Here is an 11,584-nt window from a genome sequence, read left to right on the forward strand (position 1 = left end):
CGCCAACCCGGCGGGCCCCGCCACGCCGGCCCCCGGCGGCGCCAGCGCACCGGCCCCGCTGCCCACCAGCATCAGCGGCGCCGCCCGCTCGGCCGACGACGACCCCTGCGCCAATCTCTCCTACGGCTGAGCCCGGCCCGCTCGCACAGCGGTCCCCCCGTACGACGGGGTGTCAGCGCCTCGTCCCGCAGGACGGACAGAACGCGGCGCCGTCCGGGACGTCCTGACGGCAGCCCGTGCACTGGACGGGCTGCGCCAGCCGGAAGCCGCAGCCCGGGCAGAACGGCGTGCCGTGGGTCTCGGTGTGGCACTGCGGGCAGACCAGCTGCCGCGGCGTGCTGACGTCGTACCCGGCCCCGGACTGCTGCCCGGCCTTGAACGCGCGCTCGGTGACCGCGTCGTTGAGACCGCGGTGCTGCGCCGCCACCGCCTCGGCCGCGGTGTCCGGGGCGCAGTTGTGGCACAGGCCCTGGGCCGGGTCGAAGCAGCGCCCGCAGGTGTACTGGGTGCACCGGGCGCAACGGTTGAAGTGGGACTGGGCGTTGGTGATGGCCCGCTGGAACGCGGCGTCCCGCGAGGTGCCCCAGGTCTGCCCGGCCAGCCCGTCGGCGGCGTTGCTGATGGTGTTGGCGTTGCCGCCGATCAGGTTCCAGGCCGCACTGACGCCCTTGCCTATCCAGCCGGCCATCTGGCCGGTCCGGAACGGTTCGAACGTCGAACGCCAGGTGTCCGAGCAGCGGTAGCAGTAGAACTCGAACTGGAAGCCCGCGCCGGTGCCGTGCTGCTCGCACATGTCGCGGTAGTTGCTGCTGAAGTAGATCTCCGAACTCACGTCGTCCCCGGTCGCTCAATGGCCTGTCAGCGGTCGCTCCCAGGGACGATAGGGCCCATCGAACGGTTCCGCCAACAACGTTCGACCGTCCCCGATCAGAGCCCGGTGACCGGCAGCAGCAGCACCCGTGCCGGATCGAACGGCTGCCAGCGCGCGGGCTGCCCGCTGCGGCCGATCCGCAGCCGGCACCAGCGCTGCCCGGCCGCGTCCTGCCACCACCCGCTGATCCGGCCGAGCGCCCAGGCGCCGCCCCCGAGGTCCACCTCGACCGGCTGGTAGACCCACTGGACGCCCCGGTCCGCCGGTTCCGTTCCCACCGGACCTACGGCGCCCACGGGACTGCACTGACTCTCCATCACGGCTCCGTCTCCCGACCCGGACCCGGCCGCCGGACGCCCCGCTCGGGGGCGGCCGACGGCCGGGGTGCAGCTCACCTCCTGAACTCTACAGGCGTGTAGAGGTCAGCGGGAGGAGTTCCGTCGAAGACGATCGACCCGGCCGGAGGACCGGCCGGGTCGGGGTGCCGGGGCGAGCCGGCCTCAGCGGTCCTTCCGCATCGAGGGCTCCTGCACCGACGGCGTGCGCGCCGACGACCTGCGCGCCGACCGCCGCCGCTGCCACAGGGCCAGCGGCACGATCCCGGCCAGCGCGGCGGCCTCCGGCGCCGGCGGCGCCTCGAACGGCGCGCCGGCCGCACCCGCCGCCCCGGCCGGCACCTTGTCGAAGGTGTCCGGGACGGGCAGGGTGGACCAGTCGGACAGCGGCCAGGCGACCACGAAGGCCCGGCCGACCACGTTGTCCACCGGCACGAAGCCGTCGCCGGTCTCGTTGTGGTGCCAGCGGGAGTCCCGCGAGTTGTTGCGGTGGTCGCCCATCACCCACAGCTTGCCCTTGGGCACGGTGACGGTGCCCACCGGGTCGTTGTCGCAGGGCGTCGCACCGGGGAACAGGTACGGCTCGTCCAGCGCGACGCCGTTCACCCTCAGCGGCGCGCCCGCCTCGCAGTCGACGGTGTCCCCACCGACCGCGATCACCCGCTTGATCAGGTCCTTCTCGTCCGCCGAGGGCATCAGGCCGACGGTGCTGAGCACCTTCTGGACACTGCCCATGACGGAGTCGCCGGAGCTCGCCGGCGTGCCCTCCAGCCAGCCGCCCGGATCGCGGAACACCACCACCTCGCCGCGCTCGGGCTTGGCGCCGAACCACGGGGTGAACTTGTCGACCAGCACCCGGTCGCCGATCGCGAGGGTCTGCTCCATCGAGCCGGAGGGGATGGAGAAGGCCTGCACGAAGAAGGTCTTGATGCCGAGCGAGAGCAGCAGCGCGATCACCAGCAGGATCGGCAGCTCCTGCCAGAACGGGCGCTTCTTCCGGGGGCGCTCGGCCTCCTCGTCGGCCTTCCCGGGAGCGTCGGCGCCCGCGTTCACCGCGTCCGCCCCCTCCGCCACCGCGGTGCCCGTACCCGCCTCCGCCCCCGCCCGGCCGTCCCCGGCCCCCTCGCGCTCCGCGGCTCCGCCGCTCTCGCCGGACTCCGCGCTCTGCTGCACAGTCATTTCCTCGGCCCCTCCGACGGCCTGGCGGGAGCCGGTAGGAAGACCCCCTGTCAGGAACGAACCTACCGAACAGAGGTTCCCGGCCGCGCCCTGACGTGGATGCGCTCGCCCTGCGGACCGAACAGGCTGAGGAACTCCACCGGCTGCGGGCCCGCGTTGCCGAAGGCGTGCGGGGTGCGGGTGTCGAACTCGGCGGCCTCACCGGCCGCCAGCACCAGGTCGTGGGTGCCGAGCACCAGCCGCAGCCGCCCGGACAGCACGTACAGCCACTCGTACCCCTCGTGGACCTTCAGCTCCAGGTCCGGCCCGGCGTTCCGGCCGGGCGGCACGATGTGCTTGTAGGCGTGCAGGCCTCCCAGGTGGCGGGTGAGCGGGACGATGGTCTGGCCGTTCCTGGTCACCGGGCGCGGGTGGATCCGCGGGTCTCCGGTGGCCGGGGCGCCGACCAGTTCGTCCAGCGGCACCCGGTACTCCCGGGCCAGCGGCAGTAGCAGCTCCAGCGTCGGCTTGCGCTGCCCGGACTCCAGCCGGGACAGCGTGCTGAGCGAAATGCCGGTGGCGGCCGCCAGTTTGGCGAGCGTGGTGCCGCGCTCCCTGCGCAGCGCCCGCAGCCGCGGGCCCACCGTGGTGAGGACGTTCTCGAACTCTTCGTCGGCCATGCCTGCCATTTGCCAGTACGGCAAGGACCGTTGTCAATCCGGCACACGGGTGAGGACCGCTCCGCCACCCCTGCGGGTCACGCCCCCGGGGCGCGTCCACGGCCCCGACGCCTATCCTCGCGTCATGCGCATCCACCTCACCCGGGACAGCGTCGCGGCCGGCGACGACGCCGACGCCCCGCACGCCGGGACCGTCACGCTCCCCGACGGCCTGGACGCCCCGGCGGCGCTCACCGCCCTCGGGCTCCCCCGGCCCCGGCTCCCGCTGATCGGCGGCGGCCTCGCCACCTGGGTGGTGCGCGCCGCCGACGGCACCCCGCTGGCCGTCCTCGCCCAGCAGTGGCCGCTGCCCCGCCCGCTGCCGGCCTGGCAGGGCCCGCTCGACCGCCTGGCCGGAGCGGACGGCACCGTCCGGCTGCACGTCGAGTACCGGCGCCAACTGGACCCGGAGGCCGAGTACCAGCGGCTGCTGCCCGGCTAGCCCCACGGGTCCGAACAGCTACGGCGTGCCGAGGAACCAGAAGAACGGCCCCTGCTCGTACAGCGACCGCACGATCGGCTCGGACCAGTCCGTGACGACGAACAGCACCAGGCCCACCGCCCCGCCCAACAGCAGCCCGGCCGCCACGGCCGCCGTCATCATCCCCGCGATCGCCCGCATCCGGGCCTCCTCCCCGTCGCCGGGGAGACTCCCCCGCCGACCCCGTGGCGGCACCGAACGTCCTTGGACCGAGGCCGAGTTGTCACCGAGCAGTGAGCAACGGTGAGCAACGGGGGGTGGGAAGCGCGGCCCGCTACCGGTACTCGCGCAGCCTGGCCCGCACCCCGAACGCGGTGAGGCCGAGCGCCAGCAGCAGCGCCCCGCCGGCCAGCGCCGCCGTGGTGCCGTCGAGGTCGTCGTCGGTCGCGGCGACCGCCCGGTCCATCGCACCCGCGTTGATCGCGATGGTGTCCCCGATCGCGGTGCCCAACTGCCCGAAGTCGTAGTCGGACTGGCCCTTCGACAGCCCGGTGTTGAGCGTGACCGCCTCCTTCAGCCTCCCGGCGTCGCGCAGCTCGCGGATCCCGCGGTCGGTCCGCTGGTACTGCTGGAAGGCGTCCAGCACCCGCTCAGCGGCGTCCTGCTCGCCCGCGAAGGTGATGTTGTGCAGCTCGCTCCCCAGGTAGCCGCCGAAGGGGACCACCGTACGGTCCGCGCGGTGCCGGGCGGCGGCGTCGGCCAGCCGGGCGCCGTAGTCCGACAGTGCCGCCCCGTCGAGGCGGACGATCGCCTGCGCCTTGTCGAGGAAGCCCTGCTCGTAGGCGGCGGCGCGGCTCGGGTCGGTGAGGTAGCGGCTCTCGTCGGCGTTCATGTCGTACGCCACGGCGCGGGCCCGGCTGAGCGCGATCACCGAGTCGTAGGCGTTGCTCTTGGCCGTCACCAGGCGGTCGTCCGCACGGCCCGCCAGGGCGAGCGCGGTCACCAGCGCCACGCCGGTCAGCACGGTGACGGCGGCCAACGCCGGGCTGAGGACCCGCCGGTAGCGCACGGCGAGGGCGCGCTGGAGGCCCAGCAGCGCGACCAGCGCGAGCAGGCCGACGGCGAGCAGCCACCACCAGCCGCCGCCGAGCGCCCGGCGCTGCCCGGAGTACACCTGCTCGACGGTGGCCTCGTTGGCGGCGGTGACCTGGTCGGCGGCGGGCAGCAGCTGTCGGCGCAGCAGGTCGGTGGCCTGCCGGTAGGTGTCCAGGGCGGCCGGGGAGGGCTGTCCGGCCGGCGCCTTGGCCTGCTCCTCCAGCAGCCGGGCCTGGGCCACCAGGGCCTCGTAGCCGCCCAGTCGGCCGAGCACCAGTTGGACGGCGCGCTGCCCGGCCGGATCGTCGGCGGCGGCCTGGGCGGCCTGCTGGAGGTCGTCGTCGGCCTGGGCGCGGCGCTGCTCGTAGGCGTCCAGGGTCTGCCGGCGCAGCGCGGTGTAGTCGGGGTCGGCGCCGACCAGCAGCAGGTTGGCGGCCTGGGCGTCCATGTCGCTGAGTGCGAAGTAGAGGTCGGCGGCGCGGGTGGCCTGCGGGGCGGCCCGGTGGCCGATGGTGTCGGTGCCGTCGCGGGCTCCGCCGAGCACGGCGGTGGCGGTGGCGCCGAGGGCGAGCAGGGCGGCCAGGCTCAGTGCGGTGAGGCCGCGGACCAGGCGCGGGGTGGTCCAGTAGGCCCGGCTGCCCGTCCTGCGGACGGCCCGGCCCAGGCGGGTCGGGGCGCCCGGCGCCTTCCCGGCTCGGCCCTCCTCGGCCCGTTCCTCCCGGCCCCGGCCTTCCCCGGCGCGGCCCTCCCCGGCAGGGTCGTCCTCCCGCGGGGCGCTCGCCCGGTGCTCCATGGAGGTCGTCATGACCACCCGTCCCTTCCCCCGTCGCACGGTCTGCCGACGCCCCGGCCGGAACCAAAGCACAGAACCGTTTCTCCACTTCCGCCGCGCGACGCTAGTGCCGCGTCACCGGCGACGAGGTGCTCCCTGACACCTCCTTGACGCCGCCGGGCACCGTTCTTGACGCGCTCTTGGCGCGCCCTCCCGGCGCCCGGCGGTCCTCGCCCTCCAGCGAGGGCCGGGCGGCTCAGCCCTGGCCGGCCCTGCCGCCGCGGTTCGCCGTCTTCTTCCGACGGGCCCTCTTCTTACGGGCGCGCTCGGACACGGCGGTCCTCCTCGTGGACGTCGGGTCGGCCCGGTTCAGGCCGCCCGGCCGACCAACTGGTCGGCGAGCCTCGCCAACCGCTTCAACGAACGCTCCTCCTGGGCGACCAGCGCCGTCTGCGCGACCGAACCGCCGTCGTAGTAGGCGCCGTTGGCGACCGCCACGCCCGGCAGGCAGAGCCGGACCACGGCCGCCGCCCCCTCCGCGGCCGGCGCGCCCGTACGCCCGTACAGCGGCAGCAGCGCGGTGGCGCACTGGCCCGGGTTGAGGCTGACGGCGGTGATGCCGGAGCCGGCCGGCGCCATCTCGGCGGTCGCCATGGTGAGCGCGAGCTGCGACTGCGCGTACGCGGCGACCCGCGAGTACCGCTTCGTCCGGTGCGGGTCCGCCCAGTTCATCGAGGCGGTGCGGTGCAGCGAGGAGGAGACGTTGACGATCCGGGCGTCGCCGGCCGCCGAGAGCGGCGCCCGCAGCAGCCGCGCCAGCAGGTGCGCGGCCAGGAAGTTGACCTGGAGCGAGACCTCGTTGCCGTCCTCGGTGAGGGTGCAGCGCTCGGGTGCCATCGCCGCGGCGTTGTTCACCAGCAGGTCCAGCGCCGGGTAGTGCTTGACGACCGTGCCGGCCAGCACCGCGATCTCCGCGAGGTGGGTGAAGTCGGCTGCCAGTTCGACGAGTTGGTCCCGCCGGGCGCCCGCGGCGACCAGGCGCCCGACGGCCGCCTCGGCCTCGGCGGCGGTCCTGGCGTGCACCAGCACGGTCGCGCCCAGCCCGGCGAGCAGCCGGGCGGTCTCCCAGCCGATCCCGGAGGAGGCCCCGGTGACCAGGGCGGTGCGGCCGGACAGCACGGTGCCGGACATTTCGGACACGGCGGAGATGGACAGGACGGAGTCGGACATGACCGTTCCCAGGGTGCGTGGCACCGCCGGCCCTGACCGGACCGGGGGTGCGGGCTCAACTGGCCCGATGGAATGAGGAGAAGAGGAACGCCGAACGCCTTCTACGGATCGCGACGGCCCCCGGACGAGGCCCGCGCGCGCCCGCCCCCGCCCGCGCCGCGACGGCGCCGGGACGGGGTACGGCGCGCACCGTGCCCTCCGGCGGGGAGGCGCGGATCAGCGCACGGCGATGACGGCCACGGCAGCGCGGACCGTCGGCCGCCTATGCGGCGGACGGTCGTGATGGCGTACCGGGCGGTTCATGCTCCTCATCCAACCGACGCTCCCCCACCCGGGCAAGCGCCGCGCCGACGCCCTGACGAATCCCTGACGCGGCCCCGCCGCGCGGTCACCGCCCCTGGGGCCCAGGGCGCCCGGAGCTCCGGCCTACAGCCAGTTCCGCTTCTTGAACACCAGGTACAGCCCGGTGCACACCAGTGCCATCAGCCCGATCGCGAACGGGTAGCCGAAGGCCCACTGGAGCTCCGGCATCGTCTCGAAGTTCATCCCGTACACCGTGCCGATCAGGGTCGGCGCGAAGAGGATGGCCGCCCAGGAGGAGATCTTCTTGATCTCGTCGTTCTGCACGTGCCCCGCCTCGGCGAGCTGCTTCATCTCCTCGTTCTGCCGCTGCGAGACCAGCGTCGCGTTGACGGTCAGGATGTTCTGGAGCATCTGCCGGAAGCCGTCCACCCGCTCGGCGGCGTAGGTGGCGTGGTCGGCGACGTCGCGCAGGTAGCGCTGGAGCTCCTCGTCGGTGCCGTACTTGCCGAAGCCCGCCTCCAGGCTCTTCATGATCTCCAGCAGCGGGCGGGTGGCCCGCTGGAACTCGATCACCTCGCGGGACAGCTCGTAGATGCGGCGGGAGACCTGCGGGTCGCCCCCGAACACCTCGGTCTCGATCTCGTCGATGTCGTGCTGGAGGCCGGCGATCACCGGCGCGTAGCCGTCCACCACGGCGTCCAGCACCGCGTACAGCACCGCCTCGGGGCCGAGCGCCAGCAGCTCCGGGTCGTCCTCCAGGCGGCGGCGCACCGCCGACAGGTCCGGGGCCTGGGAGTGCCGGACGGTGAGCACGAAGTCGGGGCCGACGAAGAGGTGGATCTCGCCGAAGTCGACCTCCTCCGCCTCGTCCAGGTAGCGGGCGGCGCGCAGCACGACGAACAGGGTGTCGCCGTAGCGCTCCAGCTTCGGCCGCTGGTGGGCGACGATGGCGTCCTCGACGGCCAGCTCGTGCAGGTCGAACCGGTCGGCGGCCTCCAGCAGCTGCGCCTCGGCGGGGCGGAACAGGCCGATCCAGGCCATCGTGCCGGGCCGGTCGGGCAGCGTGCGGTAGATGTCGGCGAGGTCGGTGGGCGCGTCTATCCGGCGGCCGTCGCGGTAGACCGCCGCGTCCACGACGGAACGCTCCAGCGTCACCGGTTCGACGGGCTGGTCGGGGCGCGGGTCCATCGAGTGCTCGGGCGCCGGCTGGGTGTCCGAGGGCCGGACGACGGAACGGGAGAACGGACGCTTGCTCGCGCGCACGGCGCGCACACGCCAGTCGGACATGGCGGAGACCTCCACGGGGGATGCCCGGCCGCCGTACGGGAACACGGCGGACCGGAGGCGCCCGGCCGGCCGCCACGCGCACGGCGCGACCGGCGGCGCCTCGCCGGGAGGACGAGGTCAGTGCCGCGCGGGAGCCGTACGGGAGGAGGTGTGCCGGGGGCTGCGAGTGGTGCGGGACAACCGGGGGCGGGGCCGACTTCGACCCGTACTACTGCACTCCACGGCTCTCACCTCCTCGGCTCCGCGCGCTCACGCACCGGGAGGGGCGCCAGCACAACCCCGCCGAGTCTAGTACCCGTACGCCCCGGCCTCCGACCAGGGCCCCGGGCCGGGCACGCGTCCACCGCCCGCACCGGTGTTCCACGGAGCGCCCGGCGCCGCCCCCGCGCCCTCTCAACGGCCGCACCGGGCGGGGTTGTTCGTCCACAGCGAAGCCGTCACGAATCGGCGACCACGCCACTACGCTACGTGTCATGACTTCTTCGAAGAAGGCCCCGGGGCGGGGTACTGCGGTGGTGGTCGGCGGCGGACTCGCGGGGCTGGCGGCCGCCTGGGCGCTGCGCGGGATCGCCGAGCGGATCGTCGTGGTGGAGCGCGACCGGTACCCGGCGGGGACGGAGTTCCGGGCCGGGGTGCCGCAGGGCCGGCACGCCCACCTGATGCTGGAGGCCGGGCACCGGCTGCTGGACGAGATGATGCCCGGCATCAAGCAGCAGCTGATGGACGCGGGCGCGCAGCGGGTGGCCGCCTCGGACGTCAGGTGGCTGTGCTCCGCGGGGTGGCTGGCCGAGTACCCGGCGCAGATGGCCTTCCTCTCCTGCACCCGGCCGCTGCTCGACGCGTTCGTGCTGGACCGGGTCCGCGCCCACCCCGCGATCGAGTTCCTGGAGGGGACGGACGTGGTCGGGCTGCTCGGCTCGGCGACGGCGGTGACCGGGGTGAAGGTCCGCGAGCGCGGCCCGGAGCGCGGCGAGGTCCGGGAGATACCGGCCGAGTTGGTGGTGGACGCGGCCGGGCGCTCGACCTCGGTGCCCAAGTGGCTGGCCGAACTGGGCTGCCCGCCGGTGCCCGAGGAGCGGGTGGACGCGGGCGTCGCGTACGCCTCCCGGATCTTCCACCGCCCGGCCGGGTCCGACCTCGGCGACCAGGCGGTCTACCTCCAGACCAAGGCCCCGGACGCGCAGCGGATGGGCGTCCTGCTGCCGGTCGAGGGCGACCGCTGGATCGTCAGCCTCGCCGGGATGCGCGGCGCCGAACCGGCGGCCGGCCCGGAGGGGTTCACCGAGCACCTGGGGCAGCTGCGCGACCCCCTCCTGCACGAGGTGCTGCAGGGTGCCGAACCGGCGGGCGAGGTCCGGGGGTTCCTCCCCGGCCCGGGCGTGCGCCGGCACTACGAGCGCGGCGGCCCGGACGGGCTGGTGGTGGTCGGCGACGCCGCGAGCACCTTCAACCCGGTGTACGGGCAGGGCGTCACCGTCGCCCTGTTCTGCGCCCGGGAGCTGCGCCGCTCCGCGAAGCGGCACGGCGGCATCGGGCACGCCGCGGCCCGGGCCGCGCGGCGCGCCGTCGCCGCGGCCTCCGCGGTGCCGTGGATGATCTCCTGCGCCGAGGACGCCCGCTTCCGCGCCACCGCCGGCGCGCCCTCCGGGGCCCTGGTCGGGCTCCAGCACCGGTTCTTCGACAAGGTGCTGGCCGCCAGCACCCGGGACCCGGCGGTCACCGCGGCGTTCCACGAGGTGATGTCGCTGGTGGAGCCGCCGTCGCTGCTGTTCCGGCCGTCGGTGCTCGCGGCGGTCCTGCGGGCCTGAGGGGGCACGGGAACGAGGGGCCGGCGCGGCGCTCCGGGCGTGAGGGGGCGCGGCGCCGGCGCGGCGCTCCGGAGCGCTGCATCCCGAGGTGCGTAGCGCTCCGGAGCGCTACGCCCCGAGGTGCGCGGCGACGTACGGCAGCGCCACCTGTTCCAGGCCGCGCAGGCCGAAGGCGGGGTGGACGTTGACCTCGAAGACCACGCCGCCGCTCTCGGCCGCGAGGTCCACCCCGGCCAGGTCGAGCCCCAGGGAGGCGGCCGCCGCGACGGCCGACTCCGCGAGCCCGTCCGGCAGTTCGGCGTAGTCGAGCACGGTGGAGACGGCCCCCCGGCTCTCGTTGCAGGGCGCGTCCGGGTCCGCCTGGACGTGCTCGACCACCCGGACCACGCGCCCGTGCAGCACCACCACCCGGTACTGGTGGCGGCGCCCGTCCGGGAGGATGTTGCGGGCGTCACGGGCGAGCAGCCAGGGCGCCCGCGCGTAGTGCCGCGCGGCGGCGTCGAGCTGGGCGCGGGTCGTGACGTGGAAGACGTCGTCGCCGCCCATCCCGACGCAGGGCCGGGCCCAGACGTCGCCGCCGAGTTCCGCGAAGGCATCGGCGGCGGCCTCCGGGCTCGGCTCGCGGAGCGCGATGCTGGGCATGTGCGGCACGCCGTCCCGGACGAAGCGGGCGACGGTGAGGTCCTTCTCGGTGGCCGCCCGCCACGCCTGGGCGTCGGTGCCGAGCGAGCGGGCGCCGAATCCGCGCAGCCGCCGCTGGAAGCCCTCGAACGCGCGGCGCCGGTGCGGCGGGATCTCGTAGACGATCACCGTCTCGGCGGTCACCGTCCGGCCGCCCGCCTCCAGTCGGAACCCGCCCGCGTCGTCGGCCTCGATCTGGCCGCTGCCGCCGGTCAGGAAGTGCCGGGCGTCCAGCTGTACGGGTTCCCGGCCGGTCAGCGTCCGGGCGGCGGCGGCGAGCACCTGCCGACTGCCTTCGGTCGAGCTGTGATCGGTCAGGAGTACGAGATCGCGTCGGGGCATGCGGACATGCAAGCGAGTGCGGCGTGATCACGACAAGGCGGCCTCGTGCGCCACCGGCCCGGCGGGGTGGCCGAAACCGGGTATCCGCAACCGTGCCGCCCCACTCCGAGCCGTCCGCTTCGTCGCCCGGTTAATTCGGATGCGCCCGCTCCGCCCGCCCGCTAGCCTGCCCGACATGTCTACGCCCCGAATCTCCTAGCTCGCGGACCCACTTCCACGCCACCCGTGTGTCCGCAAGCTTTTTCGGAGCGTTATCCCATGATCACCACCCGTGGTGTCGACGTGCGCGTCGGCGCCCGCCTGCTGCTGTCCGACGTCACCCTGCACATCGCCCCCGGCGACCGGATCGGCCTGGTCGGCCGCAACGGCGCCGGCAAGACCACCCTGCTCGCCACCCTGGCCGGGCAGCTCGCGCCCGCCGCCGGCACGGTCACCCGGACCGGGGCCGTCGGCTACCTCCCGCAGGACTCCCGCGCCGCCGACCCGTCGGCCACCGTCACCGACCGCGTCCTGTCCGCCCGCGGCCTGGACGCCGCCGTCCGCGCCGTACGCGCCGCCGAGG

The 11,584-nt window shown here is 74.7% G+C and carries 12 protein-coding genes; 3 read left to right on the forward strand and 9 right to left on the reverse strand.

The window, feature by feature from the left end; translation table 11 throughout:
• Positions 1–172 precede the first annotated feature (172 nt).
• The 4 genes from AE652_RS23245 to AE652_RS23260 all read right to left on the reverse strand — a co-directional run bounded on the left by AE652_RS23245 (position 173) and on the right by AE652_RS23260 (position 3,044).
• A complete protein-coding gene (locus AE652_RS23245; RefSeq protein WP_049654596.1) occupies positions 173–832 on the reverse strand; it encodes a zinc ribbon domain-containing protein in 660 nt (219 codons plus the stop codon).
• A gap of 95 nt (positions 833–927) precedes the next feature.
• The gene (locus AE652_RS23250; protein WP_049654597.1) at positions 928–1,149 is read right to left on the reverse strand and encodes a hypothetical protein; all 222 of its coding nucleotides are present in this window, start codon (positions 1,147–1,149) and stop codon (positions 928–930) included.
• Between the two features lie 222 nt (positions 1,150–1,371).
• Entirely contained in the window at positions 1,372–2,385 is a 1,014-nt protein-coding gene (gene lepB, locus AE652_RS23255) for a signal peptidase I (protein WP_082345913.1), read from the reverse strand.
• Positions 2,386–2,447: 62 nt separating this feature from the next.
• The gene (locus tag AE652_RS23260) at positions 2,448–3,044 is read right to left on the reverse strand and encodes a helix-turn-helix domain-containing protein (protein WP_049654612.1); all 597 of its coding nucleotides are present in this window, start codon (positions 3,042–3,044) and stop codon (positions 2,448–2,450) included.
• 124 nt (positions 3,045–3,168) lie between these two features.
• Between AE652_RS23260 and AE652_RS23265 the strand changes: the two genes are divergently transcribed.
• Complete coding sequence (locus AE652_RS23265) at positions 3,169–3,525, forward strand: hypothetical protein (RefSeq protein ID WP_053112212.1); 357 nt, start codon at positions 3,169–3,171, stop codon at positions 3,523–3,525.
• 18 nt (positions 3,526–3,543) lie between these two features.
• Here AE652_RS23265 and AE652_RS46530 read toward each other — a convergent pair whose 3' ends face one another.
• The 4 genes from AE652_RS46530 to AE652_RS23280 all read right to left on the reverse strand — a co-directional run bounded on the left by AE652_RS46530 (position 3,544) and on the right by AE652_RS23280 (position 8,191).
• A complete protein-coding gene (locus tag AE652_RS46530) occupies positions 3,544–3,705 on the reverse strand; it encodes a hypothetical protein (RefSeq protein ID WP_158077757.1) in 162 nt (53 codons plus the stop codon).
• Between the two features lie 133 nt (positions 3,706–3,838).
• Complete coding sequence (locus tag AE652_RS23270; protein WP_159028533.1) at positions 3,839–5,404, reverse strand: hypothetical protein; 1,566 nt, start codon at positions 5,402–5,404, stop codon at positions 3,839–3,841.
• A gap of 336 nt (positions 5,405–5,740) precedes the next feature.
• Entirely contained in the window at positions 5,741–6,601 is an 861-nt protein-coding gene (locus tag AE652_RS23275) for an SDR family NAD(P)-dependent oxidoreductase (protein WP_369808322.1), read from the reverse strand.
• A 426-nt stretch (positions 6,602–7,027) separates the two neighbouring features.
• A complete protein-coding gene (locus AE652_RS23280) occupies positions 7,028–8,191 on the reverse strand; it encodes a magnesium and cobalt transport protein CorA (RefSeq protein WP_049654602.1) in 1,164 nt (387 codons plus the stop codon).
• Between the two features lie 473 nt (positions 8,192–8,664).
• Between AE652_RS23280 and AE652_RS23285 the strand changes: the two genes are divergently transcribed.
• Entirely contained in the window at positions 8,665–9,999 is a 1,335-nt protein-coding gene (locus tag AE652_RS23285) for an NAD(P)/FAD-dependent oxidoreductase (protein ID WP_049654604.1), read from the forward strand.
• A 108-nt stretch (positions 10,000–10,107) separates the two neighbouring features.
• Here the strand turns inward: AE652_RS23285 and AE652_RS23290 are convergent, their stop codons facing one another.
• On the reverse strand, positions 10,108–11,022 hold the full coding sequence (locus tag AE652_RS23290; protein ID WP_049654607.1) for a RimK family alpha-L-glutamate ligase: 915 nt from the start codon (positions 11,020–11,022) through the stop codon (positions 10,108–10,110).
• Between the two features lie 258 nt (positions 11,023–11,280).
• On the opposite strand from AE652_RS23290, the gene AE652_RS23295 reads away from it, so the two are divergent.
• The coding region (locus AE652_RS23295) for an ATP-binding cassette domain-containing protein (RefSeq protein ID WP_049654611.1) at positions 11,281–11,584 on the forward strand (304 nt) is incomplete at its 3' end.

It is taken from the genome of Kitasatospora sp. MY 5-36 (assembly GCF_001182915.1).
In the GTDB taxonomy this organism is placed as follows: Bacteria; Actinomycetota; Actinomycetes; order Streptomycetales; family Streptomycetaceae; genus Kitasatospora.